Origin of the sequence: Stenotrophomonas sp. Sm2128, assembly GCF_030985535.1 — a bacterium.
In the GTDB taxonomy this organism is placed as follows: domain Bacteria; phylum Pseudomonadota; class Gammaproteobacteria; order Xanthomonadales; family Xanthomonadaceae; genus Stenotrophomonas; species Stenotrophomonas maltophilia.
In genome coordinates, this window is sequence record NZ_JAPTFQ010000013.1 from 21,903 (window position 1) to 48,355 (window position 26,453).

A 26,453-nucleotide genomic window follows, 5' to 3' on the forward strand; every position below is an offset into this window, starting at 1 on the left:
AACCGTGAAAGGCATTGCGTTCCCCCAACGTGGCCTGCGGCTGGCCGCAGGCCTGCTGCTCGGCCTGCTGGCCGGCTGCAGTGCGCAGTCGCGCATGGACTTCTACTCCAAGGACATCGCCTGCGAAGAGCTCGGCCAGCAGTGGTCGATGCCCGACAGCCACGGCACCGTGCGCGGCCCGAAGGACCTGCAGGGGCAGGTGACCTATCTGTTCTTCGGTTTCACCAGTTGCCCGGACGTGTGCCCGACCACCATGGTCGAGCTGAGCCAGGTCAAGCACCTGATGGGCAAGGATGCCGACCAGCTGCAGGTGGTGTTCGTCAGCGTTGACCCGGCGCGCGACACCCCGGAGGTTGCGCGGACCTACGTGGAAGCGTTCGACCCCAAGGCAATCGCACTGGTCGGCAACGAAGCGCAGCTGGCGGCGATGGCCAGCGACTTCAAGGCGTTCTACGAAAAGGAACCCGGTGAGGTACCGGATACCTACACCATGAGCCACATTGCGGGCGGCTACGTGTTCGACCGCCAGGGTCGACTGCGCCTGTTCGCGCCCTATGGCATGCCGGTGGACAAGCTGTTTTCCGACGTGCAGCGCCTGCTGCTGGAGCCCGCTCATCCCGCCGCCGGCAACGACGCACTGGCCAGCTGCAGCCGCAAGCACAGCGACACACTCGCCGCGCGCTGACGTCACCTCCACCGCGGTGGGTGCCGACCGTTGGTCGGCACACCCCCACACCAATCCCCGGCCGGCCAGGAGAGCCAGCCGGCCGGGGCACCACTCAACGCCTTACTTGGTCTCTTCCCACTGCACCACGTCCGGCTCGGTGGCGCGGATACCGGCGGTGGACAGCAGCCTGGTGGTCGCATCCAGTGCCGCGTTCACCGACGGATACTCCACGATGGCTTGGCCCGAAGCCTTCGACACCTTCACCACGGTGCCACCGGTGGCCGTAGCCGCGCGCTGGGCCGATGCCGCATCGGTGAAGAACACCTTGACCCGCGAGGTCGCCACCACCGGCGCTCCGTCGCGGGAGACCGCCGCCGCGAACTTGCCGGCACCGGCATCAGCAGGCGCGGCCGCTGCGCCATCCAGCGAACGCTTGGTACGCGAACTGGTGGTCGCCGCCGCCTGCGGGGTGATCGTGAACTGACCGCCGCTGGCCTGCTTCACGGTGGTCGAGGGAGACAGCTGGAAGCGCGTGCCGCCCACATCGAACGAGCGGCCGGTAGCGGACGCCTTCAGTTCCTGCGCATCCACGGTCGACAGGGTCCTGGCTGGAGGGGTCTGCCCCGAGCTCTGTGCCCAGGCAGGGGAGGTCATCGCCGCGAAGGCGAGCGTGCTCAACAGAATGGTGGTCTTCATCATCAGTGCCCCAGAACGCGGATCTTGAAGAATTCGAGGTTGCCACGCGATGCAGCGGTCGCGGCCTGCCCCATGTCGGTCACTTCCAGCGTCCAGGTGCCGCTGGCATTCTCATCCAGGAAGGCATTGCTGGACAGCAGGTCCCAGCTGGTGAAGTTGCTCTGCGCGCCACCCGTGCCCGAACCGATCGCGGTGAACGCCGGTTGCACCACGCTGCGGGTGCCGCTGGGCGACACCAGCACGAACTGCAGCTGGCGCGTGTTGCGGTGGTTGACCCGGAAGCCCAGCTGCACGCTTTCGATGCTGCGCGCGCCGTTGGCCAACTGGAAGGTCAGGCGTGCGGCGGCAGCCGAGGTGTTGCCGATGGCCACGGTACGCGTGGTGTTGCGCCAGCCGCTGTCGACCAGCGCACCGAGCGACTGGAAGTTCTCGGCCACTTGCACCGCGCGTGCAGCGTTGACCACGCCGAAGCCATACCAGTTGCTGTAGGCACGTCCGGCAGCATTCACCGTCCAGCCCGGCACCAGCGTGCGCCCGTCGGCCAGCGTCACCGCCGGCTGGTTCGGGTGGTTGCGGGTGGCGGTGGTGGCCAGGATGTACTTCACATCGCGATAGGACAGGTTCGGATTGGCTTCCAGCACGAGTGCGGCCACGCCCGACACCATCGGTGCCGACGCGGACGTGCCGTTCATCTTGGCGGTGTAGTTGCAGGTGCTGTCGATGGCCGACAGGTTGCTGTCCAGCGTGTTCTGGCGGTTGGTGTTCTTGTTGCTGCCCTGCGCGCACCCGGTCACGTCGGTGGTGACGATGGCCGGGTCGTAGGCGCGTGCCACCAGGCCCGGGGCGTACTGCGCCTGCAGGCCGTACTCGCCGCCAAAGGCCGACACCCACAGCGCCGAGCCGGTGGAGGAATACGACGAGCGCACGCCATCGGCGCGCACCGCGCCTACGGTGATGACGTTGAACAGGTTGTTGCGCGGGTCGCGGCCAGCCGGCACGCAGCCGGTGTTGCGGTTCTTGGTGTCGGTGGTGCAGACATCCTGGGTCTGGCTGATCGAGGCATTGTTGAAGTTGTTGCCGGCCGACTTCACGTAGATGCCGCCGCGGCCACCGCGCGTACCCGACAGCGCCTGCTCGTACGAACGAATCGTGTTCTCGCTGTACGCCAACGGCAGGTTCGGATTGCCCGGGCCGGCGCCCCAGCTGTTGTTGAACACCTGCACGTCGGCCGACTCCGCGCCGTCCCACCAGGCGTACTCGATGTTGCTCTGCTGGTTGCCCAGGGCTGAGCGCGAAATCGGGTTGAAGCCCTTCAGCGTCGCCGCCGGGGCCACACCGCGCACGCCCAGGTTGTTGGCGCCCACCGCACCGGCGATGCCACCGACCATGGTGCCGTGGTTGTCGACATCCGGGTTGGTCGGGGTGGGGTTGTTCGAGCCATTGGTGAAGTTCTTGCCGGCCACCGCGGCCACGTTGGCCGCCAGGTCCGGGTGGGCGATCTGCAGGCCATCGTCAACGATGGCAATGGTGACGCCCTGGCCACGGATGCCATTGCGGAACAGGCCATCCACGTTCAGATCGTTGCCGGCTACCGGCAGTGTGTCGGCCGGGACCGTCTGACCGGTGTTGAGCAGGTGCCACTGGATACCCGCCAACGGATCGGCCTGTTGGGCCTGAGCGGTGGCGGCCAGGCTGCCCAGCACCAGGGCAGTGGCGAGGGCCAGGCGCGCAGAGCGCGGTGGCGCGGAGCGTTGCGTGTGTCGCTTCATACACGAATCCTTCTGTTGTGAATCGGCATGGCAGGACGGCGGGGCGGAACTGCCCCATCGCAACGAGCCAAACGCGACACAACGGAGAACCCCCTACCTCTTCACACAAGCAATGTGCAGATGTGCCGATTGCGTCACAAACGCTTATGCCGCGGGGTAATGACGACCGCCGTGCCCCGCACCTGGCGGACGCCAATCCTGATTGGCACCTGCATCCACGCATGGCGTGGATCTACCAGGTGTCATCGCGCGCCCTCACAGCCCGCTGTGCTACTACAGCCCGTGCACCCTTCCGCACGGAGCACGATGATGGTCAATCCGCTCGCCCAGGCCCATCGCGGCCTCGGCACCACGCTGTTCAGCCTGTTGAACCCGATACCCTTCGGCTTCTTCGTCGGTGCACTGATCTTCGACGCGATCTACCTCAACAGCGCCGAGGTGATGTGGGGAAAGGCCGCCGCCTGGCTAATCACCTTCGGCCTGCTGATCGCCATCCTTCCGCGCCTGATCAACCTGTTCGCGGTCTGGCGCCGCAACGGCACGGCCACCCGTATCGACCGCATCGACTTCTTCCTCAACCTGGTCGCGGTGGTGATGGCCATCTGGAACGCCTTCGTGCACAGCCGCGATGCGTATGCCGTTGCAGTGCCGGGCACGATCCTGTCGGCGCTGACCGTGGCCCTGATCGCGCTGGGCCTGATCCTGCTGTCACTGCAGCCGCCGGTGCTGCAGGGAGGTCGTCATGGCTAAGCACATCCTGCCCACCGTCGCCGCCTTGGCATTGGCCGCCGCCCTGTCGGCCTGCGCCGGCAAGGCCGAGTACCATCCGGCCGACCAGTCGGGCCCGCAGCCGCCGCTGCCCAAGCCGGCCAACTTCCTGATGCCGCCGATGCAGGTGCCCAAGGGCGTTGGCTGGGCCGACGGCCAGGCCCCCACGGTGGCCGAAGGCCTGAAGATCGAGCGCATCGCCGCCAACCTGCAGCACCCGCGCCGGCTGCTGACCCTGCCCAACGGCGATGTACTGGTGGTGGAAGGCAATGGCCCCGGCGAAGAGCCGGTCACCACACCCAAGCAGTGGATCGCCGGCAAGGTGAAGGCGCGCTCGGGCAAGGCTGGCAAGGGCGGCAACCGGGTCACCCTGCTGCGCCGCTCGCCAGGCACGAACACCTGGACCCAGCACGTCTACATCGAAGGCCTGCACTCGCCGTTCGGCATCCAGCTGATCGGTGACACGCTGTACGTGGCCAACACCGGCAACATCATGCAGTACCACTACGTGCCCGGCGAAACCCGCATGTCCGACAAGGGCCGCGAGTTCACCGACCTGCCCAGCACCATCAACCACCACTGGACCAAGGAACTGCTGGCCAGCCGCGATGGCAGCAAGCTGTACGTGGGCGTCGGCTCCAACAGCAACATTACTGAAAATGGCCTGGCCGTCGAATACCGCCGCGCGGTCGTGCTGGAGGTGGACGTAGCTACCCGTGGCAGCCGCATCTTCGCGTCGGGCATCCGCAACCCGACCGGGCTGGACTGGGAGCCGAGCACTGGCCAGCTGTGGGCCGTGGCCAACGAGCGTGATGAGATCGGTGCCGACCTGGTGCCGGATTACCTCACCTCGGTGAAGGAAGATGGCTTCTACGGCTGGCCCTACAGCTACTACGGCCAGCACGTGGACGAGCGCGTGCAGCCGCAGCGGCCGGACCTGGTATCCAAAGCGATCGTGCCGGACTACGCCATCGGCTCGCACGTGGCACCGCTTGGCCTGCTGTTCTACACCGGCCAGGCACTGCCCCCGCAATACCACGGCGGTGCCTTCATCGGCGAACACGGCAGCTGGGACCGCTCGCCGCTGAGCGGCTACGAAGTGGTCTACGTACCGTTCAAGGACGGCAAGCCGACCGGGCGACCGCAGACCGTGGTCAGCGGCTTCGCTTCGAAGGACGAGAAGACGCTGATGGGTGCGCCGGTGGGCATGGCGATGGACGCCGAAGGCGCGCTGCTGGTGGCCGACGACGTGGGCGACGTGGTGTGGCGGGTGTCGGCCAAGTAGCTGTGTAGCGTCGAGCCATGGCCGAAGAACATCCGGTAGAGTCGACTGTCAGTCGACTCGCACGCGCAGCGCGTGCTTCCCCGGTGAGCAGCGAAGGGCAGTCGACTCTACCCTGTCGACTCCGCCCTGCCGGTTCAGCCACCGGGTTCAGCGTGCCCGGAACCCGCTGAACACCGACTCGGCGGCAAACCCCATGCCACCCAGCAGCACGCCGAAATACACCACCGTGGCCACCACGAAACCATAACCGGCAGCCACCGCCGCACCATCGCGCTGGATGAAGCCGATCGCAAAGGACATCAGCGCCAATGCCGGCAGCGTGTTGCTGAAGGGAATCGGCCCGGCCGGCGCCATCAGCAGCAAGGTCGCGAACACCAGCATCAGGTTGTTCAGGCGCATCATCTTCTTCGAGCGCACCATCACCGCCAGCCGCATCGGCCGTGACAGCCGCTCCATGCGGTGCACCCATTTCAGCGCACGGCCGAGGTTGGCCTTCAGCTTGTCGGTGGCGATCTCGCGGCGCGCCAGTTTCTGCGGTACCCACAGCGGGCGGTTGCGCACCCGGCTCAGGCCGATCAGCAGGATCGAGGCACCAAACACCGTACTCAGCCCGGGAATCGACACCGGGATGATGAAGATGGCCGAGAGCAGGATCACGATCAGCAACAGGCCTTCATCGCCCAGCGCACTGAGCAGGGTGCCGACGCGCACCTGGTCGCCGGGCAGCTCGTCGATCATCTGCTCGATCTGCTGGGCCAGGGGGGCGCTGTCGTCGGTTTCGGGGGCACGGTAGGTCATGCGTCGCAAGCTTCTCCAGGGAAGGGCGGTCAGCGGGCCGTCCTGCGGTGGGGAACGCACAGGCTCCTGCAGTATCCCGGCCAACGTGGGCAAAGAGGTGAACCGGGCATGAGGGGGTAAACTGGCGTGCCCCGCATGAGTTGAACGCAATGGACATGGGCCGCAGGCAATCGACCATCGAACTGGTCGCCATCGACATGGATGGCACCCTGCTGGACCCGTCGCACCAGCTCACCCCACGCGCCAGGAAGGCCATCGCGCAGGCGCGCGCGCTGGGCGTGCACATCGTGCTGACCAGTGGCCGCCCGGTTCCGGGCCTGGCGCCGTACCTGCACGAGCTGGGCATCACCGGCAACGACGACTACTGCATCGCCTGCAACGGCGGCCTGGTGCAGCGCATCGGCACGCGCGAAACCGTGGTCGAGTATCCGCTCAGCTTCGACGATTTCCTGTTCTGCGAGCAGGTGGCCCGCCAAGTGGGCGTGCACTTCCAGGCGCTGGACAGCCAGCGCATGTACACGCCCAACCAGGACATCAGCTACTACACCGTGGCCGATTCGCATCTCTCGCGGATGCCGCTGTCCTATCGCCGCGTGGAAGACATGGACCCGTCGATGTCCTTCATCAAGCTGATGATGATCGACGAGCCCGAGGTACTGGATGCCGCCATCGCGCGCCTGCCCAGCGAACTGACCGAGCGCTTCGCGGTATTGAAGAGCGCGCCGTACTTCCTGGAAGTGTTCGACCACCGCGCGGGAAAGGGCCCGAGCCTGCAGAAGCTGGCCGAGCATCTGGGCATCGACCGCGCCAACGTGATGGCCATCGGCGACCAGGAAAACGATCTGACCATGCTGCAGTACGCCGGTACCAGCGTCGCGATGGGCAATGCCATCGATGCGGTGAAGGCGGTGGCGCGGTTTGAGACCAGCAGCAATGCTGATGACGGCGTGGCGCGCGCCATTGAGCGCTTCGTCCTGCAGTAACCGCGCGTCTCTATGCTCTGGTAGGTGCCAACCTTGGTTGGCACACACAAACGGCAAGCGCCGACCAAGGTCGGCCTCTACCACGGCGGGGCTATACCCACGTATATCCCACCCATGCCCATCGCCATCGGCGCTGTACCACGGCGCAATGGCGGATGCGGCAGTGCGATGCAAGAATTCCGCACGTCGAAATCACCCCGCCGAATCCCACGGCAGATGATCGTCTTCCTCTGCCACTGACCGGCACGCTCCGCGCCGTCACCCTCTCAACGCGATCGCACCGCCAGCCAGGGCGCCGACACCGGTGCTGCAACGCGCTGGGCGTGCGCCTGCGCCGCTCTCTCCCTGCACACGGATTTACTGCCATGAACACCCCACCCACGACGCGCCTCGCCCTGGCCATCATCGCGGTCATCACCGCACCTGCGTACGCCGCAGAAACGCACGATGCCGCGCACGACTCGCCCACCACGCTCAATGCCCTGCAGGTCATTGCCACACCGCGCGGTGCGGCCGTGGCACCGACCCAGGTGGTCGGCCCCAACCGCTACATCATCAAGGCCGAAGACCTCGACGCGATGGTCACCGGCAACAACGGCCTGGCCATGCTGAAACAGGTGCCCGGTGCCAGCTACACCGCCACCGACGGGCTGGGCCTGGATATCTCGGCCACCAGCCTGTTCGTGCGCGGCTTCCGCATGAACGAAATGGGCATCACCTTCGAGGGTGTGCCGCTGAACGACAACGGCTTCCTCTCGCTCACCGGCACCAGCGTGGTGAATGTGGGCGTGCCCGATGGCATCGGCGCGATCACAGTCAGCCCCGGTGGTGCGCCGGTCAGCGTGTTCTCCAGCAGCGTCAACGGCGGCAGCCTGGAATACCGCCTGCGCGACCTGCAGGACACGCCCAGCCTGCGTGTGAAGCAGGGCGTGGGCAGCAACAGCACGCTGGTCACCACCGTGTCCGGGCAGAGCGGCCAGCTCGGTGAGCATGGCCCGAAAGTGCTGGTCGACCTGCAGCGCGTGTCCGCCGACAAGTACCAGGGCGAGGGCACGCAGAACTTCCTGCGCGGCGACCTGAAGCTGCAGCAGGACGTCGCCTGGGGTGACTTCACCGTGTTCCTGTCCGACAGCAAGGCCAAGGTCTGGGGCTACAACAACATCTCCTTCGACATGATCCGCAAGCTGGGCTGGAAGGCCGACATTTTCTATCCCGATTATGCGTGGGCGTGGTACGTGGCCTCGCCGGAAAACGCGGACAAATCCTGCGGCGCCTACACCTGCGGTGAGCTGTCCGAACTGATTCCGTACGACACCGGCCAGACCACCCGCGACCGCGTGTCATCGATCAACCATCGCTTCCAGATCACCCCGGCGCTGAGTGGCAACGTGCAGCTGTACAACGCCAACAGCCACACCCAGGCCACGCTGACCGACCCGACCGTACCGTCGCCCAACGGCGCACCGTTCTCCGAACAGGTACAGACGCCGCGCCTCAACCGCCTGGGCGGCATGGTCAACCTGCAGTTCGAGACCGGCGCGCACACCTTCACTGCCGGTTTCTGGCAGGAGAAGAGCAAGGCCGCGGCCAAGACCGAGTGGTACCAGCAGCCACTGCTGGGCGAGGGCCCGCCGCTGAAGGCCACCGGCCCGTTCGACGTGTACGGCCCCGCGTTCAAGACCGACAACGCATCGAGCTGGGTGACCCGCTCGCGCCAGTTGTACCTGCAGGACGACATCGTGCTGAACGACACGCTGAAGCTGGGTGTCGGCTTCAAGGCCGTGGACTTCCGCACCCGCGGTGGCGGCCTGGGTGATGCCAAGGACCGGCCGGTGAACGGCACGCTGCGCGCGAAGAGCAACTTCCTGCCGCATGTCTCGCTGTTCTGGAGCCCGACCGAATCCACCGATGCCTTCATCGACCTGGCCAACACCATGAACGGCTACCGCGTGGCCCAGCGCGGCAACATCGGCTACACCGCCTCGGCGTGGACCATCACCGACCAGGAAGAGTTCGACCGCGTGGCCGGCACGCTGCGCCCGGAGAAGAACTGGAACCTCACCGTAGGCGCGTCGCATCGCTTCGATCGGCTGACGATCACCGGCGACGTGTTCTACAACGACATCCGCAACCGCCTGCTGTCGGCCGCCATCGGCACCCAGTTCGCGCAGATCAACACAGTGCGGCTGATGCCGAAGATGCACGTGATCGGTGCCGACCTCGGCATCTCCGCCGACCTGAGCGACCACCTGCAGTTCTACCAGGGCGTGGCCGTGGCCCGTTCGTACTACGACAGTGATTTCGTGGTGGGCGACACCGTGTACCCGATCAAGGGCAATGCCCAGCCGGGCTACCCGCAGATCTCGCTGGTCAGCGACCTGTCCGCCCACTTCGGTGACTGGCGTTTCGGTGCCACCAGCACCTCCTACCTGCGCCAGCCCTTCACCTACGAGAACGACATCCGCGTGCCGACCTTCTGGCAGGTCAACACCTATGCCGCCTACCGCTTCGGTGCGGACAGCGCCGTGCCCGGCCTGGAGCTGCGGCTGGACGTGAGCAACCTGTTCAACCGCCACAACATCGGCACCGCCACCATTGCCGGCTCGTCATTCTCGGGGGATTACCAGACCCTGCAGCGCAGCGCGCCACGGCAGCTGATGTTCAGGACCTCGATGGCGTTCTGAGGCAACGAAGGCCGGGGTCAGAGCCCTTTGCTGCGCAAAGGGATCCGACCCCGCAGCCATCCCGTGATCGGGGTCAGATCCCTTTGCGCAGCAAAGGGCTCTGACCCCAGACCCAGCTTTGCGCGGCCGGCAGCGATTTTCCGGCAACGACGCAAGGTTCCCACAATGTTGCTGGGTCATCCTGTTGGCATGGCACAGCACAACCCGCGAACCCTGCTGTTCGGCATCCGGGGCCCAGGACGGCCCAGGCAGGCGCTGTCCGTGACGCCTGTGATCGACCTGGAGGCCGAGTACCAGTTCTGGCACGTCTACGAGCGCGTGGTCCGTCCGTTGCCCGGTGGGGGGCTGCGGCTGGCCTGGCTGGTGTGCCAGAAGGTGTACCGGGACCGGTGGCAGCACCCGGACGACAGCGACGAGGCGGCGTTGTCGCGGGTGCTGTTTGGCGGGAACATGACGGCTGACCGGGCGTCGGAGCTGGCGGAGCTGCACGCGCTGGTCAGCCGTCGGGTGGCGTTGCTGGCGAAGCGGGGGCGCGTGGATTCCGCGGCGTAATGCGTGGGGGCGGCATTAGCGCCGCCAGGCGGCCATGACCCGCTCCGGCATCATCGCACCATCCGTCGCCATGACCCGCTCCTGGTAGAGTCGACTGTTAGTCGACTGCTCTTCGCGTCGGCCCACCAAGATACCGCGCTTCGCGCGCGAGTCGACTAACAGTCGACTCTACCAACGACCACTCGGGACGGTGCTTCTAGGGCTTTCCCCGGTCCAGCTGCCGGTAGCCAATGGCCTCAGCCAGATGCGCCGTCTGGATCGTTTCGCAACCCGCCAGATCAGAAATCGTGCGCGCCACCCGCAGAATCCGGTGCATCGCACGTGCCGAAAGCTGCAGACGCTCGATGGCCTGCTCCAACAGATCCTGATCGGCCTCGCTCAGCTTCGTGCACGCCCGCAGCGCCGCTGGCGGCAGATGCGCATTGAGCGCGCCACGCGCCTGCTGCCGGGCATGGGCGGCTTCCACCCGTGCGCGTACCGCAGCACTGGGCTCACCCAGCGGCGTGCTCTCCCGCAGCTCCACCGCGTCCATCCGCGTCACGCCGATATGCAGATCGATGCGGTCCAGCAACGGGCCAGACACCCGCGCGCGGTAGCGATTGATCCGTTCGTCGCTGCACAGGCAGCGGTTGCTGCGGTCACCGGCCCAGCCGCACGGGCAGGGATTCATCGCGGCCACCAGTTGGAACCGCGCGGGGTACTGCACGCTGCGTGCCGCGCGGGCGATGCGGATGTGGCCGGACTCCAGTGGCTCGCGCAGGGTTTCCAGTGCGCTGCGGTTCCACTCTGGAAGCTCGTCAAGGAAGAGGACTCCATGGTGGGCCAGTGATATCTCACCGGGGCAGGGCGGGTTGCCCCCACCCACCAGCGCCGCCGCACTGGCACTGTGATGCGGTGCCCGAAAGGGCCGCTGCCGCCACCGTCGCGGGTCCAGTCCTTCGCCACTCACCGATGCAATCGCGGCCAGCTGCAGCGCCTCAGTCTCTTCGGTATCCGGCAACAGGCTGGGCAGGCGCGAGGCCAGCAGTGTCTTGCCGCAGCCAGGACTGCCGATCAACAACAGATGGTGCCCACCGGCGGCAGCCACTTCCAATGCGCGTCGTGCATGCGCCTGCCCGCGCACGTCGGTCAGATCGGGCAGTGGCAACGGTGTCGTGTCCACGCGTTCCACGGGCGGCAACAGGCGCGGATTGCCCAACCCGGCGCAGCACTCCAGCAGTGTGCGCGCTACACGCACATCGGCATGCTCGGCCAAAGCTGCCTCTGCGGCATTCCCCGGCGGTACCACCAGGATGCGACCGGCTTCAGCGGCGGCAATCGCGGCCGGCAGTGCACCGGCCACCGGCCGCAGCTCACCGGTCAGGCCAAGCTCGCCCAGGAATTCGTACTGCAGCAGCGACTGTGGATCGACCTGGCCGCTGGCCGCAAGAATGCCCAAGGCAATCGCCAGGTCGTAGCGACCACCTTCCTTGGGCAGGTCGGCGGGCGCCAGATTCAACGTGATGCGCCGCTGTGGAAAGTCGAAGCGTGCGCAGAGCAGGGCGGCACGCACGCGCTCGCGGGATTCGCGCACGCTGGTTTCGGCCAGGCCCACGATCTGCGTGACAGGAAGGCCGCCAGAGAGATGCACTTCCACCCGCACCAGCGGGGCATCGACCCCGGCGCGGGCACGGCTGTGGACCAGTGCCAGGCTCATGATTGGGTTCCTGCAGAGAGACGCTTGATGGTGCGGCAGGTGCGCTGCGGGGAGCTATCGGGAATTGCTGGTGAAGTGGCTAGGAGGATTCTGGCCGGTGTTCGCCGGGTGCACACTCGCCAGAGCACCCAGAGCACGCCTCGACCAACAGTGGCTCTGCGTCTTCCTAGAGCAACCGTCCCAGTTTCCGCTGAGAGTTCATCCAACGCTCGAAGCTGATGCGCGCGCGTTCGCTATCCGGCACTCGCCAGACTGCATCGATCATGCTGGCTACCCAACAGGGCGACTGCTGATTGAACTGAGGAAGTCCGAACATGAAGATCAGGTCTTGACAAGGGTACTTCAGTTGGAGTAATCATCCGCATGAACGGAAGCTGAGTCGTTTGTCGCCCTTCATCCAAGGATGTAACGGACATGATTTCTGCCAAGGACCGGCGGGGGGAAAATGCTCCCTGCAATGTTTATCCGGGCTCGCCGCTTTGCTCGCTCATCGTCGGCTTGGCACTTGCGCTGGGAGTCGGGTTCCACGTCTCAGCCCAGGATGGACTCTTCAACTATCAAGAGTATGAGAAGAGGGTAAAAAGCGCGCAGTCGCTTGCCGCCATATCCGCAGATGAGGTATTCGGGGATCGAACTTCCGGCTTCGACGGCAGCACCGAGTTCCTTGTTGAAGACGTGTCCATACCTGGCAATTTCGACCTTCCGGTCAGCATCGCCCGCCGCTTTGGAGTTGAGGCCGTCAACCGAGGATCTCGCTATAGCGAGGCCAAAGGGCTGACGCTGTTTGACGATTGGGAAATCGTCGTTCCCCACATGTCGGGCGTATGGACCAAGGGGGCTGGATGGATTACGGGCGATCCAGGGGCGCAGACCACACAGCGTTGTTCGGTCAATAAGGCGCCCTACCTATTGGAGACCTGGGGCTATACCAATATCGGCTTCGGCATTGACGTGAAGTGGCATGGCGGAAATGGCGAGGAGCTTCTGATTGCCGACGATCCGTCCCATGCCACGGCACCAGGCTTGGAGGCGCCCAAGTGGATGACGGCTTCGAGAGCACGGTTCACCTGTTTGGCTGCAACACGAAATGGATATCCGGGCGAGGCGTTTATTGGGCACACCCCGGATGGGAAGAAGTACTTCTTCGACTGGGGTGTGGAAAGACCCTATGCAACAGCTCAGTTCAGTGATGGCGCTGCCAATCGTTCGGTGGGGCGTAAGCGGGTCTATCTTCTGGCGTCGCGTGTGGAGGACCGCTATGGGAATTGGGTGTCCTATAGTTACAACGGAGACAAACTCACTAACATTGAGTCCAGCGACGGTCGCCGGATTGACCTGAGCTATGACGGCGACGGTCGGGTGACCAGCGTGCAAGCCAATGGGCGCATATGGCGGTATTCGTATGTTGGCGACACGGACGGGAACGACGGCGGCTTGTCCCAGGTCACGCTTCCGGATGGCTCGGCGTGGGCTTACAGTCATCGCGGACGCCTCCAGTCCAGTTTCCCTATCCGTAAAGCCGACGATGAGGGCGGGTGCGAAATACGGGCCGGTAGTGAGCCCCCTCCTACGCAGATGACGGTGGTCGCCCCCTCGGGTGCCCGAGGCATATTCGACTTTGAAATGGAGTTGTTCATTCGCTCCGATCCTTGCAATGGACTGACACCCTCGCACTACCAAGCCTGGTCTTTGAAGAAGCGCACCATCACCGGGCCCGGACTGTCTCCGATGGTCACTACGCGAAGCTACAACCTGCAGTTGCCGGGAAGCGGCCGCTGGTCCAGCCTGACCAAGCCGGATGGAACGCAGATTCGCGAGCGCTACGGTGCCAATCCAGCTCTGAACGAGCGAAAGCTCATGCAAAAGCAGGTTCTGGACGCAGCTGGCCAAGTGCAGCGTGACGAGCTCTACACCTATACGTTCGGTTCCGAGACCGGTCCGTTCAGGACGCGGGTCGGGCATTCTATCGGGGTCCAAGCGGGTCAGTTCTTGGCGGGCATGCTGAGCGCTCTCAGTGAAAGCACATTCTCTCAAGATGGCGATACCTACCGCGTGGTCTACAGCGATTTCGATCGCAAGGCCCGTCCGGCACGCGTGAGCTATACCGGTCCTTCTGGTACCAAGGCTGAGATACGAGAGCATCTGGATACGGCCAGCCCTTGGGTCTTGGATCAGGTGCTGAGTGTCAAGGAGGCTGCGTCGGGAAAGATCACCACACAGTATGCCTATGACGGTATGGCCAAGCCGAATGCCGTCTATCGGGCCGGGGCTTTGCTGCAGAGTGTTACTTATGCGGCGGATGGCACGATCAGTGCAGTGCGCGATGGAAAGGGGAACGAAACGCAGATCCAAGACTGGTATCGCGGCGTGCCGCGATTGGTCATCAATCCCGATGGCACTACCAATCGCATGTCGGCAGATGGAAACGGGTGGATCACTTCCACCACGGACGCGCTACAAAGGACTACTTCCTATCTGCACGATCCGATGGGTCGCGTGCGCGAAGTCCAACCGCCGGTCGATGAGAACCAGTGGGCCAAGACTACCATCTCATTCCGTCAGGTCGCGGTCGATGAGTACGGCCTTTCGCCGGGGCACTGGCGAGTCGATAACGCCCAAGGGGCACGGCGTCAGGAAACCTATCTCGACGCACTCTGGCAGCCGCTCCTGGTGCGCGAATACGATGCAAACAACGTCGCCGGCACGCAGCGATGGGTCAGGAACGCATACGACAGCGAAGGTCGCCTGACGTTCACCTCTTATCCTTCACGCGATAGCACGGTGGCGACCGGTACCTGGACCGAGTACGACGCGCTGGGGCGGAAGACCTCTTCGTCCCAGGACAGCGAGCAGGGCCTGCTGATTACAACCATTGGCTACAGCAGCAATGCCACCACAACAGTCGTGGATCCACTCGGCCATCAGACCATCACCCGATTCGATGCGTTTGAAGGCCCGGACTACGGGAAGCCTGCGCAGATCATTCGTGCCGATGGCAGCAAGGTCAGCATAAAACGGAATGCGTTTGGCCTGACTACCGAAGTGGCCCAGTCCGCAAACTGAAACCACGTCAAGGATGGCATTCGTGAACACTGAAAAACTACGCACGGCCGCAGCTGTTCTGCTGGGGCTGATGATCATCTTCCTGTGCCAGGTGGCACACGCTGACGCTTGGATTGAACTTACGGGGCCAGCCCAAACCTCCTACACGGCACCAGCAACCTATCAGTTGCAGCTCAAAAGTGGCGTCACAAGCACTGGCCCCAAAGCCGAGTATTTGGAAGACATACAGCTCACGCGCAATGGCCAAGTGATCTCCCGACTTCCGAACGGGACCTATACCGAGAACGGCCTGTCAGCGGGCACGTATCAATATGTCTACAAGGCATTTGGCGTGCGCAACTTCAACGGCAATGAGTCTTCCAGACAACTAATCTCACCCACGATCACGGTCACGGTGGCGGCACCGCCAACCCCTTTTGACGGCGCGGAGTACGTTTCCGCAAGCTGGCCTAATTCGGCCGATAGAGGAATTCCATTCAGTGGTACTGTCATATTCCGAAACACGGGCAACACAACTTGGCGAGCAGGGGAGGGCTATCGACTGGGTCAGGCCGAGCGCTACGTTTCCAGCGCTACGAAGCTAGGAATTGCCGAGGTTGCTGTACCCCACGACGTGGCTCCGGGCGGCACAGCAACGTTTGCGTTCAACGGAGTAGCGGCCAGTGAGAACGGGCCGACAACGCTCCAATGGCAGATGAACCGCAATGGTGTTCGCTTTGGTAGCACCAGCAGCGAGCAGACCTTTGAGACGACCGGAAGGCTCAACCGCGGCGTCATGTATGAGCAAGAAGTCCCGACCAGCATGGAGGCCGGGCGGACCTATCGCGTCAAGCTGAAGTTCGTCAATACGGGCAATACCACGTGGTCGGCGTCTGCGGGCTATGCACTGGGCTCCTGGAATCCCAATGACAATGTCCTGTGGGGCAGAGCGCGGGTCCCAATGCCGAATGACGTCAGTCCACAGCTGCCTGCGTTCTTTGAATTCGATGTGGTAGCTCCTTCATTGCCGGGCGTCTACAGCTTCCAATGGCGATTGCTGGAAGAGGGCAAAGAGTGGTTTGGTCGGGAAAGTGACAATGTCCAGGTCACCGTCAACGGGCCGCCGTCCAAGGTAATCGGCAATATCGATGGCGTCACCAGCGACGGTCAGATCCGAGGGTGGGCGTGTTCGACGGGCATTGATTCGTCGATCGAAATTCATGTCTACACCGGTGGAGCCGCCGGCAGTGGCGGGACGATCTTCCTGACCGGTAAGGCCGATTTGGCGAGTGAGCCGGCCGTGGCTACGTCCTGCAAGGCCGGAGGCAATCATCGCTTCTCGCTTCCAATGAGCAATGAGCAGCGCCGCCAGCGGGCTGGGCAACCGATCTATGTCCATGGAATTTCCCCCGTTGGACAACCCAACAACACCATTGGCGGTTCCGGTGCGTTCGTCGTTCCCGCAGCGCCCAGTGGCACTCTGTCTGTGTCCCCTGCGATGTGCCAGATTGCAGCTGGTGCGCAGACCTGCAACGTCACCCTGACCTGGTCGGCCACGGACTCCCGTGCAGAACTCAAGCGTGATGGCGGTTCTGTGGTCGGCAGCGGAGCGAGCGGTTCCATCGTGGTGCCGATTGGCGCCGGCACGAATCGATTCACGCTTTCGGTTGCGGGTGATGCGATTGCCCAGGCGGCGGCCACCGCCAAAGCCGCTCCTACCTTGCCAGTCAATCCAGACAATCCGGCCCCGACCGTGGCCCGGCGATACGTCTACGACGACAACCTTCGGTTGTGCAAGGTCATCGAGCCAGAAACCGGGGCGACCGTGTTTGGCTACGATGCGGCCGGCAATCTTGCCTGGAGTGCGAGCGGGCTGGAGTTGCCCAGCCTGACCGAATGCAACCGTGAGGCGCCGCAGATTGCAGCGCGCCGCGTTTCACGCAACTACGATGCCAGCAATCGCCTGCAGACGGTGGTCTATCCCGATGGTCTGGGTGATCAGCAGCTTGAGTACACACCTACGGGCCAGCTGAAGACTGAGAGGGTCTTCAATCAGGACCGTGTGCCAGTGGTGACCACCCGTACCTACAACTCTCTCGGGTCGGTGGTCAGTCAGAGCCGTGTCATAGGCAGCGCGAGCGCCCGAACGCTGGCATTTGGCTATGACCACATGGGTCAGCATGTTCGTACGGACTACCCTGATGGCTACTCCGTCCAGCAATCCTTGAATGCTCTGGGCCAGCCCGTGCGGCTACAGGATGGCACGGGCGCCGTACTCGCCAGCAACATCGCCTACTTCCCCAGTGGTGAAACCGCCGCGCTGACCTACGGCAATGGCATCGTACGTGGCGTAACCGAGAATGCGCGACAGTTGACCAGCCGCATCGTTGACAGTGGCATGGTCGATCTGAACTACAGCTATGACGCGACGGGAAACATCAGCCAGATCAGCGATGCCGTACGCGGCGACTCCTGGAAGATCAGCTTGGGCTACGATCGCCTTGATCGATTGATTCAGGCCCGCGCGCCGGCATTTGGTGGGAATGGGCAGTACACGTTCGGCTATGACACGTTGGACAACATCGTCTCGATGCGATTGCCAGGGAAGCGGGAGCGCACGTTCCATTACGACACCCGCAATCGCCTGGAACTGCTGCGGGACCCCAGCGGTAACGGCGTCTCTGGCTTCTCCTACGACGTGGCAGGCAATCTGGCGGTACGTAATGGCCAGACGTTCACCTACGACATGGGTGGCCAGCTCCGTTCCGCCGGAGATGTGCAGAAATACTTCTACGACGGAGCCGGACTGCGTGCTTACGCAACAGCATCAACGTCGGCACCGACATCAGAAGCTTCACCCATGTTGGGCAAGACGCCCATCACGGCTAGCCACAACTGGGAGGTATCCATTCCAGAGCGCGGTGGCGGTGAACTTGGCTTCTTGGCGAGTGATCTGGATCGCTCCTGGCAGTACCTCGTGGGTGGGGAGCTGATCGAGTCCACCCAAGGTGGGGAAACGTCTGACTACATCTACCTCGGCAAGAGACTGCTGGCTATTCGCACCAGCTCTGCCACGGGCGCAACGCTCACCTATCTTCATCACGATGCACTCAATACGCTGGTGGCAACGAGCAGGGCTAATGGAGAGGTGCTGACGCGTCACTTCTGGTCACCGTATGGCGAGGCAGACGCGGCGCCTGCTGCGAAGATTCCAGGCTACTCAGGCCATCTTGCAGACCCCGACACGGGACTGGTCTACATGGGGCGGCGCTACTACGACCCACAACTGGCGAGGTTCATTTCTCCCGATCCGTTAGCTGCTAGCACCTCCGGAGGGCCAAATTTCAATCGCTATCGATACGCCAGCAACAACCCATTCCGATTCTCAGATCCCACGGGCGCGTGTGACCAGGCAACCGGGTCACATATGTGCAATGGCAGCTGGTTCGCCGGGGCAAACCTGACCGGTGCGCCGTCGCCGACACCTGGCGGAGTGCCACAGCACGATCCCAACGCCCCCGCGCCTGCGGAGACCGTCAAGGCTACAGGCCTGGGCGCCATTGAGGAGTATTTTTCTGAACGGAATTTCTTCATCGGACAGGGGAGCTTGACCGATTTCGATGCCGTGTCGGAGGCGATCGTCGTTCCGTTGATGAACTCTCCAACGGGATCAACGGCTGCTGGTGGCCTCAAGCTCGCCTCCATCATGGTAGTGCTGCGTGGGGGCAATGCAGCGAGAGGCTTTGGGAATCTCTCGCGTGCGGGTGAGTTTGGCATTGCATCCTACAACTCTCTGAAGAGAATGGTGGGTACAGGGTCTGGGTTACAAGTTCACCATCTTATTGAGAAGCGGTTTGCAGGTGTTATGCAAGTGAAGGAGGGTGAAATGCTTTCGGTTGTGGTGACTAGAACGGAGCATCAGGTCTTTACCAACCAGTGGCGATCGATGTTTCCGTATGGCAGGCCGCCACCGAGCCAAGCCCAGATAATGGACGCCGCAAGGTCAATTTATGCCAATCATCCCGCCATTCTTAAGTCTTTGGGACTCTGATAGCATCGTGACATGAAGATCAAGTATCGATTTGCTTTCACTTGGAGTGAGGCACGTGCTTTGCAGCTCCGTGCTCTAGGCTTGAAGGTTCAGCCCCCGGCTGATCCTCGTCCTGAAGTCGGTGGCATTGCTGTGAGCTTTGCTTTGGAAGGTGCGCCAGGGTGGAGTGAAGCTTGTAGCTTGATTCGCTCGTGGAATGGTGCAACTTCTGTGACTACGGAGTTTACTGCTGCGGAGATTTCGGAAGCCGCACACTGCGCGCTTCAGGTTGTCCACGCCAGCGGCTACCCGCAGCCAGAAAGAGATTTTCTGTATCTTGAGCAGGTATACGACCTGAGCGCGCGATGCCCAAAATGTGGCGAAGGCGCAGTTCAGGTGGCGCCGTTCCGGATCAAGAAGACGTTGAAATGGGGGCGGAATGCCTTTCTGAAGCTGAATTGGGTAGAGGAAGCTTGCTTCATGCAGACTTCCGTTTGGTCAGAACATCTTCGCCCCCTGGGTATCGGAGTGCTTCCGGTTGAGGACACCAGAGGAAGCCTCTTGGATGAGGTTGTTCAACTCGATCTTGGGCCTGTGGTTCCGCTATGTATGGGTGAGCTGGAGGGAGTTCGTTGCGAGAAATGCGGCAGAGAACGCTACCAATGGCATGACCGCGGCTTTTTCCCGTCAATCAAGAACCCTCCAGATGTGCCGATCTTCCGTAGTTCGCAGCGTTTCGGGGTCGAGCATCAGTCGGCGAACGCAATGATTGTGAGTGCGACAGTAGCGAACGCCATCAGAGCTGCAGGATTGAGAGGTGTCGAGCTCTGGCCTTGTGCGCCGGCAGGATAGACTTTACAGAGCAGTTAGGCGGTGTTTCAGAGCATGGTCATATTGAGGAATGTGACAAGCGCGTCTGCATGGTGGATTTCCACTTGCCACTTGCCACTTGCCACCAGTGCCGCCGCACTGGCGCTGTGGTGCCCGGAGTGGGGGCTGCCGCCATCGTCTTGGGTCCAATCCATCAGGTTGCGCCGGCCTCGGCCGCCACAATCGCGGCTGGCAGCGCGCCCACCACCGGCCGCAGCTCACCGGTCAGGCCAAGCTCGCCCAGGAATTCGTACTGCAGCAGCGACTGTGGATCGACCTGGCCGCTGGCCGCAAGAATGCCCAGCGCAATGGCCAGGTCGTAGCGCCCGCCTTCCTTTGGCAGGTCGGCGGGCGCCAGATTCAGGGTGATGCGCCGCTGTGGAAAGTCGAAGCGAGCGCAGAGCAGGGCGGCCCGCACACGCTCGCGGGATTCGCGCACGCTGGTTTCGGCCAGGCCAACGATCTGGGTGACAGGAAGGCCGCCAGAGAGATGCACTTCTACCCGCACCAGCGGGGCATCGACCCCGGCGCGGGCACGGCTGTGGACCAGCGCCAGGCTCATGTGTGGATTCCTGCGGATGGATGTTCGATGGTGCGGCAGGCATTCGGCACGGCGCCATCGGGCATTGCGGGTGAAACGGCTAAGGGGATTCCGGTCAAGGGCGATCCCTTTCCCTGAACAGATGTCGCTGCGCATCAGGAGTCGCCTCGCTGAAGCAACCCGATCGCGCCTCGATCCCCGATGGAGGCACTCAACCGGCGGTTGCATAATCAGCGTACGAGGTGGTTCTTGCTTCGGCCTGCGTCTGAGTAGAGAGGATGGAATGAAGATAGTTGCAGCACAGATGCGATCAGCTCCTGGCGACATCGATGGCAATATCGAACGGCACGTGCACTTCATTGAACGGGCCGTCTCGTGTGGCGGTGCGGCGGTCTTCTTTCCGGAGATGTCGCTGACCGGCTATGAGCCACGGTTGGCCGAACAGCTGGCAATGACCCCAGATGACGCGCATCTGGAGGTATTCCAGTCTCTGAGCGATCGGCACCAGATTCTGGTCGCAGTCGGCGGGCCGTACCGCGGCAACGATGGGCCGGAGATCGGCATGTTCGTCTTCCGCAGCGGTCAGGCACCGGCTGTCTACACCAAGCAGATGCTGCATGCCGACGAACTGCCTTATTTCAAGGCAGGAACCACGTCCCTGTCAGTAACCCTTGGAGAGGAAATTCTTGTCCCCGCCATCTGCTTCGAGTCGCTACAGATGGAAAGTGCATTGCGGGCCAAGGACGCGGGAGCGACGGTCTACGTTGCCAGTGTTGCAAAGAACATGATCGGTATGGAGCGGGCTCACCGCCACTACGCAACAGTCGCGCGGGAGCTTGGGATGAGCGTGTTGGTATGCAACGGCGTGGGCCATGCCGATGGATTCGAGATGACGGGAGGGTCCGCCGCCTGGGACAACAGGGGGGCGCTGAAGTGCCGCGCCGGAACTGGAGACGAGGCATTGGTGGTGTATGACCTCGCAGATCAGAGCGGTAGTGCCGTGACACTCCCAGCAATGGGCACGCTCGGGAGTGCGGGCTGACGCCCGGAAGGCTTGAGATGTTCGGAGGGAGCATTCGCCTGATTCCGTCCAGGCAGGAACCCTGGCGTTCTCATGAAGAACCCAAGCGTCACGTTGCCATCAACCCAACCGCGGCCCCTGCCGGCTCTCTTCCTGCTGCCGTTCCTGCGCTTGCGCCAGCTGCTGCGACTGCTCCCGATCCTGAGCGCCGAGGCTCCGGTTGGCCGCTGCATACTGCTGCTCCGGTGCGACCGCCAGGGCCTCCTGTGTTGGCATCTGCACCCGGTTGGCGGCGGGGTCCGATGACGCGCCCGGTCCTGAGCGCGTCACGAACAGCGTGGCGCCCGCAGCACGGGTTTCGGTGGCTTCACTCAGTGCCATGTCTACCTGGTCGCCGGGCTTGAACCCGGCTTCTGCTGCAAGCCGGTAGGCGCTGGCCAGCAGGCGGTCGCTGCTCTGGTCCCACGGCTTGTTGTTCTTCTCATCCAGCATGGCTACCGACGAGCGCAGCTGTTCCAACAGCCCGCTGCCATCTGGGCGCAGGGCCGTGCCGTGGCGCCGGTCTACGTCAGCGTCGTGCTGCGTGGCAGGCCTGGAGGTGTGTGGCGGCGATGCATTCGGTGCGGGCTCAGGTGAAGTTGGCGCGCGCGGCAGGGCATCCGCGGGCTGCTGCTCCGCGGTCGAGCGCTGCACGTGTGCCTGGGCAATCTCCTGTGGCGTGGTGACGCAGACGATCTGCATGCGCTCGTCATCTTTCCCGGCCAGTGTGGCCAGCGAGCCATCCTTCTGTACCTGCAGCATGAACGTACCGAAGTCGGGCACGGCGCGTGCGTGATCCTGGGCAACGGCGGCTACGGCGTCATCAATCTCTTCGGCACTGCGCACAATGCCGGCACTACGGTAGGCGTCCACCACCTGACTGCGCAGGCCGTATTCGGTTGGCGTGGGGTTGGCCCGGGCGATGTCGGCCATGGACGTCAGCTCCTGTACGCCGGCCTGCTGGCTCTGGCGCGTACGATTGAGCTCCTCGACGATGCTGCCCTCGGCCGGGTTGGTGCCATACACCCAACCCGGCGTTTGCCACTGCCCGTTGGCGTCCTGCGTGTACTTCTCGCCGTTGGAAGCGCGCAGGGGCTGCGTCTGGGTCAGCGCGTTGGTGATCACCTCCGGTACCGGCTCAATGGTGGCGAACTCGTGCCAGTTGTACTGGTTGAACGCCACCTGGTAACGGGCGGCAAGCGCCTCCGGCGTGTTCAAGGCGTTCTGGGCAATGATGCGCTGCGATTCCCGTTCCAGTTGGCCCGATTTTTCCGGGCCGACAGGCACGCTGTAGTCAAAAGGGACGCGTCCATCAATCATCGCGTGGATGGAGAGGTTCCATTCGCCGTTGTGCGGATTGCGCACGTAGTGGCGGTTGGTTTCAAACGGCTCGCGCGGCGGCGCGCTCTCGCCGCCTGCATCAAGCTTGAAGGGGTTCTGCGGCTTGGGCAGGTTGGCCATGCCCAGTGAATATGAGTCGTTGGCGGCCTTGTAGTTCAGCTCATCCAGCAGCCGGCCACCGGCGACCATGGTGGTCTCGCGGTAGCTTCCGTCGGGTTGCGGCGTGCGCACGCTGCGGCTCCAGGTGCCCTTGGCATCTTCCGGATCGCGGCTCCATTCGTTGCCGCTGCGGTCCACCTGGGTGTAAACCGCTTTCTTGTCCTGGTACTGCGCCCAGTACTCACCGCCGAAGCCACCGGCCACGCCGCCCAGCAGCCCGGTAGCCAGCGCACCTGGCCCAGTCCACGATCCGGTGAACAATCCGTACCCCGCGCCCAGCAGGAAGCCGCCACCGAAGCCGCCTGCAGTGCGCCCCACGAAGTGGGTGGCCGCAGATTTTGCGCCGGCGTTGTTGCCTTCGCTGTGCAACTCGGCCACGCGGTGGCCGGTGATAGCGAAGTCCACCGCCAGTGCGGCAACACCCGCAGCCCCGAGTACGCGTGCGCCGGTAATCTGTCCGCGCGCGGCGGCAGCTTCGGCGGCACCTTCCGCAGCGCCCGCTCTTCCAGCAGAGCCAGCCAGTTCCGGAGCGGTGGTTGCCGGGCCAGGGCGCACGATGGTCAGTGGCATCTCCGGGTTGAACGCCGTACGCACGCGGGCCGCGGTGTGCTCGCTCAGCGGCAGGCGGCCGCCCTGGTTGGCCTCCTCAATTGCGGTGCCCAACGATGCGCGGCCCCCCCAGCGCTCGCTCAGGGTGGAGTTGCCGGATTGGTCGATGGCATCCAGCGCCGCCGTCACGTTGGCTTCGGAGTGGATGACGCCGCGCCAGCGCAACTCGGACGGGTTGAGGGTCTTCAGTTCCGCAATCTGCGCGGCGTGGGTGCGCTGGTAGCCGTCCAGATCGGCGAAGAAGGTGCGGATCCTGGCGTTGGCTTCGGCCGGGGTCATGTTCTCCGGCGTGTTGGTGACCAGGTCGCCGTTGAGGATGCCGGCGCGAAGCGTGAACTCCAGGTTCTGGATGCGGGCACCCATACGCTCGGCGGCGGCAGCGCGCACATCCGGCGCAGAATCCTTCGCCAGCAGCGCTCGGCCGTCGTAGGTTTCTGCGAGGTCGTCGAGAACGAACTTCAGTTGATCCGAGTACGCACTCAACGGGCCGCCCGAGTGCGGCGAGATACCCAACCGGGTTGCCAGCGCGGGGTTCGCGGGCAGGTTGAGGATGTTGTCGGAACCGTGGAGCGTGAAATGACCACTCCTGGCAAGCGACTTCAGCAGCTGGCTTTGTTCGAACGCATTCTGTTCGATCAGATGGTGTCCCTGGAAAACCGGTGTGTCGGCCATGCGCACCACCTCATTCAAGAATCCGTTTGAAGGCGCTCGTCCTAGAGATCGGCTACATCGCGCAGCCGTACGCCGGAGAAGTTGGTGGCATTCAATGCATCAAACATCGCGCGGTCGCAGATGGGCGGTGCGCCCATACGATCCTGGCGGAAGATATGGGCATCGCCCACAACGTCCTGTTTGAACACCAGGCTGGCGCCGCCGACAAGGCTGTAAAGCTTCTCGTCCTCGCCGGTCTGATAATTGTGGTCGAGCTTGATTCTCACGCGGGACGAGGCTTCATCCAGAGCGTCGAGCCTGCGCAGCACATTGCCCAGGTAGTACTGGGGCCCGGGGCTGCCGTCGGCAAGGCTGAAGTCGCAGGCCACAAAGGCAAACGCCTGGGGGTCCATCTGCTCAAACAGCTGCTTCAACGGCTCCGACACAATCCAGATGCCAGCGAGCTCTTCCAGATCGCGTGGCATTGCGCCCTTCTGGGGCACATGAACCAGGTGGGGGCGCTCCGGATACTGGCCTGGCGTTCCATCAGGACGCGAGACGACATTCATCCCCGGATCGATCAGCTTGTCTTCGTTGGCGATCTCTATACCGGGAACCCCGCCGTTGCTCAGCAAGCCTGCGTCGATCAGGAAGAATTCGCCCTTGTGAGATGCGGCTTCGGCTGAAACTTCGGTGGCGGTCGATTCGGTCACAGGGGCTTCCATCATGGATGCGGGGGCAGAACGGGAAAAACCGTTGAGCCGATGCTAGCGGGGCTTCTGCGCAGCCACAAGTTGCGCCGAAACGGTGCCAGGGGCACGTGATTCACGCGACTCTTTGGGGAAGTCGGAACAATGCTGAGGATGATGCTGCCATTCCTTCCACTGCCTGCAATGGTCTGCTGGATAGGCGGAATGACGAGGGAGATTCCAGCCGAGGGTGGCCTGGGTCCCTGAACACGCAGCGCTGGTCATCAGGCACCGACCTGTCAAGGCGCCCAAGCCGTGCCTCGACCCACGAAGGCCCCGCACTTTCCACCAGCAACCGCCCCTGGCTCTGGTGCAGATCCAGCCAACGCTCGAAGCTGGTGCGCAGACGCTCGATGTCCGGCGCCCGCCACCGTGCATCGGCAGGCATGCGGATCAGTACGCGCGAGGGCGCGTTCTCCACGTCCATCACCACAACGCCCTTGCATCGGATCTCGAAGGACGTTGCCCCGCCATGGCGCGTGTGCAGTTCAAAGCCCTCGTGTGCCTTCGCGCTCACGAAGCCGAGTGCATCACTGTGCAGCAGGCGGTAATCGGCCGGCTGCAGCTTCTGGTAGGCCCACACCTGATCGCCCGCTGGCTCGGGCCACCCGATCCACACCGCCGCCATGATCGAGGCGCACGCCGCCGCAGCGGCAAGGCCGTGGTTCTTCATTCGTCACCCCGCACACAGGCAGAAACGTACGCGCCACAAGCGCGCTCAGTCCTTGGGCCGTACCCGCTCGTGGATGAAGGCGGTCAGCGCCAGATCGGCCATCACCAGCCCCTCCATCACCCGGTCGCCCACGTACTGTTCGGGCTCACCGTTCTGGCGCGTGCGCTCGGCCGCCAGCAGGATCTCCTGCACGATGCGCTGGCCGGTGAGTGCGCAGTCGGCGTCGGACAACTGCATCTGCCGGCTGCGCAGGTGATGGCGTTCTGGCCACGGCTGGCCGTCGGCAGCAGCACCGGCGCCGATGGCGTGCAGGATGGCGATGAGGCTGTTGGGGTCCGGGGCGGGAGTGGCCGAGGGCACTTCCTGGATCGGGCGCGGGGGAGGGGAGTGCGGCGTGGTCATGGCGGGCTCCGTGCATGCAGGCGGACGCCGCCACCGATAAAGGTGGCGGGCAGAGCGTGGCTCGAAAACCGGTGTGTGATGATCGCCGGTGGGCACGAGGCCCCCACGCCCCGCCCGCCATAGCCGGCAGACGGATTGCCAGCCGGCACCACGCAAGGTGATGCCGGCTGGCAAGCGCAAACTTCATCACAACAACGGGTTTTCGAGTCCCGGCCACCGATGCACGGTGGCGCAGTAACGATTACCTGCTGTTGTGCGGAATGCCAACGGGTAGGGGTCAATGCCGCCAAAACCCGAGACGCTTTTGGCATTGTCGCATAGCACCGGAAGCGGCGAGAGCCTTGGCGTGCTAGGCGGAACGGCACTTCTGTAACGGAGTCGTCAGAACCTTCCGCCAGAGATGTAAGGCGCGGCAAATGCGACAGCAC

The 26,453-nt window shown here is 63.6% G+C and carries 18 protein-coding genes and 1 pseudogene; 10 read left to right on the top strand and 9 right to left on the bottom strand.

Annotation, left to right across the window (positions count from 1 at the left end):
- Nucleotides 1-4: 4 nt before the first annotated feature.
- On the top strand, nucleotides 5-685 hold the full coding sequence (locus O0K41_RS05855) for an SCO family protein (RefSeq protein WP_149501102.1): 681 nt from the start codon (nucleotides 5-7) through the stop codon (nucleotides 683-685).
- A gap of 102 nt (nucleotides 686-787) precedes the next feature.
- Here the strand turns inward: O0K41_RS05855 and O0K41_RS05860 are convergent, their stop codons facing one another.
- Both O0K41_RS05860 and O0K41_RS05865 read right to left on the bottom strand, forming a co-directional pair.
- Nucleotides 788-1,366 carry a hypothetical protein gene (locus O0K41_RS05860; protein ID WP_005414757.1) on the bottom strand — a complete coding sequence of 193 codons (579 nt, stop codon included), beginning with the start codon at nucleotides 1,364-1,366 and terminating at the stop codon, nucleotides 788-790.
- Nucleotides 1,366-3,132, bottom strand: coding sequence for a S8 family serine peptidase (locus O0K41_RS05865; protein WP_149501100.1), 1,767 nt, complete (start codon nucleotides 3,130-3,132; stop codon nucleotides 1,366-1,368). The genes O0K41_RS05860 and O0K41_RS05865 overlap by 1 nt, the downstream gene beginning before the upstream one ends.
- Nucleotides 3,133-3,441: 309 nt before the next feature.
- On the opposite strand from O0K41_RS05865, the gene O0K41_RS05870 reads away from it, so the two are divergent.
- Together O0K41_RS05870 and O0K41_RS05875 are read left to right on the top strand one after the other, a co-directional pair.
- The gene (locus tag O0K41_RS05870; RefSeq protein ID WP_149501099.1) at nucleotides 3,442-3,882 is read left to right on the top strand and encodes a DUF2231 domain-containing protein; all 441 of its coding nucleotides are present in this window, start codon (nucleotides 3,442-3,444) and stop codon (nucleotides 3,880-3,882) included.
- Nucleotides 3,875-5,185 (top strand): sorbosone dehydrogenase family protein, encoded by a 1,311-nt coding sequence (locus tag O0K41_RS05875; RefSeq protein ID WP_123959175.1) that lies wholly within the window; start codon nucleotides 3,875-3,877, stop codon nucleotides 5,183-5,185. The genes O0K41_RS05870 and O0K41_RS05875 overlap by 8 nt, the downstream gene beginning before the upstream one ends.
- A 147-nt stretch (nucleotides 5,186-5,332) precedes the next feature.
- Here O0K41_RS05875 and O0K41_RS05880 read toward each other — a convergent pair whose 3' ends face one another.
- Nucleotides 5,333-5,983, bottom strand: a complete 651-nt coding sequence (locus tag O0K41_RS05880; RefSeq protein WP_012481491.1) for an exopolysaccharide biosynthesis protein — start codon at nucleotides 5,981-5,983, stop codon at nucleotides 5,333-5,335.
- Nucleotides 5,984-6,132: 149 nt separating this feature from the next.
- On the opposite strand from O0K41_RS05880, the gene yidA reads away from it, so the two are divergent.
- The 3 genes from yidA to O0K41_RS05895 all read left to right on the top strand — a co-directional run bounded on the left by yidA (nucleotide 6,133) and on the right by O0K41_RS05895 (nucleotide 10,202).
- Entirely contained in the window at nucleotides 6,133-6,966 is an 834-nt protein-coding gene (yidA, locus tag O0K41_RS05885) for a sugar-phosphatase (RefSeq protein WP_088436445.1), read from the top strand.
- A gap of 365 nt (nucleotides 6,967-7,331) precedes the next feature.
- Nucleotides 7,332-9,650: a TonB-dependent receptor gene (locus O0K41_RS05890; protein ID WP_164221613.1), complete on the top strand. Its 2,319-nt coding sequence runs from the start codon at nucleotides 7,332-7,334 to the stop codon at nucleotides 9,648-9,650.
- A 165-nt stretch (nucleotides 9,651-9,815) separates the two neighbouring features.
- Nucleotides 9,816-10,202, top strand: coding sequence for a hypothetical protein (locus tag O0K41_RS05895; RefSeq protein ID WP_099481399.1), 387 nt, complete (start codon nucleotides 9,816-9,818; stop codon nucleotides 10,200-10,202).
- Nucleotides 10,203-10,398: 196 nt separating this feature from the next.
- On the opposite strand, the gene O0K41_RS05900 is transcribed toward O0K41_RS05895, so the two are convergent.
- Nucleotides 10,399-11,898 carry a YifB family Mg chelatase-like AAA ATPase gene (locus tag O0K41_RS05900; RefSeq protein WP_164221611.1) on the bottom strand — a complete coding sequence of 500 codons (1,500 nt, stop codon included), beginning with the start codon at nucleotides 11,896-11,898 and terminating at the stop codon, nucleotides 10,399-10,401.
- A 414-nt stretch (nucleotides 11,899-12,312) separates the two neighbouring features.
- Here O0K41_RS05900 and O0K41_RS05905 point away from each other — a divergent pair, with 414 nt between their 5' ends.
- From O0K41_RS05905 to O0K41_RS05915, 3 genes are read left to right on the top strand one after another with little or no spacing between them, the layout of a single operon-like run.
- Nucleotides 12,313-14,961 (top strand): RHS repeat domain-containing protein, encoded by a 2,649-nt coding sequence (locus O0K41_RS05905; protein ID WP_164221609.1) that lies wholly within the window; start codon nucleotides 12,313-12,315, stop codon nucleotides 14,959-14,961.
- 22 nt (nucleotides 14,962-14,983) lie between these two features.
- Entirely contained in the window at nucleotides 14,984-18,991 is a 4,008-nt protein-coding gene (locus tag O0K41_RS05910) for an RHS repeat-associated core domain-containing protein (protein ID WP_239503538.1), read from the top strand.
- A gap of 12 nt (nucleotides 18,992-19,003) precedes the next feature.
- Nucleotides 19,004-19,822, top strand: coding sequence for a hypothetical protein (locus tag O0K41_RS05915; RefSeq protein WP_138464138.1), 819 nt, complete (start codon nucleotides 19,004-19,006; stop codon nucleotides 19,820-19,822).
- A gap of 181 nt (nucleotides 19,823-20,003) precedes the next feature.
- Here the strand turns inward: O0K41_RS05915 and O0K41_RS05920 are convergent.
- Nucleotides 20,004-20,402, bottom strand: a pseudogene (locus tag O0K41_RS05920) (magnesium chelatase domain-containing protein); the annotation flags it as partial.
- 262 nt (nucleotides 20,403-20,664) lie between these two features.
- On the opposite strand from O0K41_RS05920, the gene O0K41_RS05925 reads away from it, so the two are divergent.
- Entirely contained in the window at nucleotides 20,665-21,423 is a 759-nt protein-coding gene (locus O0K41_RS05925) for a carbon-nitrogen hydrolase family protein (protein WP_164221607.1), read from the top strand.
- A 99-nt stretch (nucleotides 21,424-21,522) separates the two neighbouring features.
- Here O0K41_RS05925 and O0K41_RS05930 read toward each other — a convergent pair whose 3' ends face one another.
- The 4 genes from O0K41_RS05930 to O0K41_RS05945 form a co-directional block, all read right to left on the bottom strand.
- On the bottom strand, nucleotides 21,523-24,222 hold the full coding sequence (locus O0K41_RS05930) for an XVIPCD domain-containing protein (protein ID WP_164221603.1): 2,700 nt from the start codon (nucleotides 24,220-24,222) through the stop codon (nucleotides 21,523-21,525).
- 41 nt (nucleotides 24,223-24,263) lie between these two features.
- A complete protein-coding gene (locus O0K41_RS05935; protein ID WP_197592188.1) occupies nucleotides 24,264-24,926 on the bottom strand; it encodes a DUF1629 domain-containing protein in 663 nt (220 codons plus the stop codon).
- A 100-nt stretch (nucleotides 24,927-25,026) separates the two neighbouring features.
- Nucleotides 25,027-25,623, bottom strand: a complete 597-nt coding sequence (locus O0K41_RS05940; RefSeq protein ID WP_164221598.1) for a cold-shock protein — start codon at nucleotides 25,621-25,623, stop codon at nucleotides 25,027-25,029.
- A 45-nt stretch (nucleotides 25,624-25,668) separates the two neighbouring features.
- Nucleotides 25,669-26,025: a hypothetical protein gene (locus O0K41_RS05945; protein ID WP_164221596.1), complete on the bottom strand. Its 357-nt coding sequence runs from the start codon at nucleotides 26,023-26,025 to the stop codon at nucleotides 25,669-25,671.
- Between the last annotated feature and the right edge of the window lie 428 nt (nucleotides 26,026-26,453).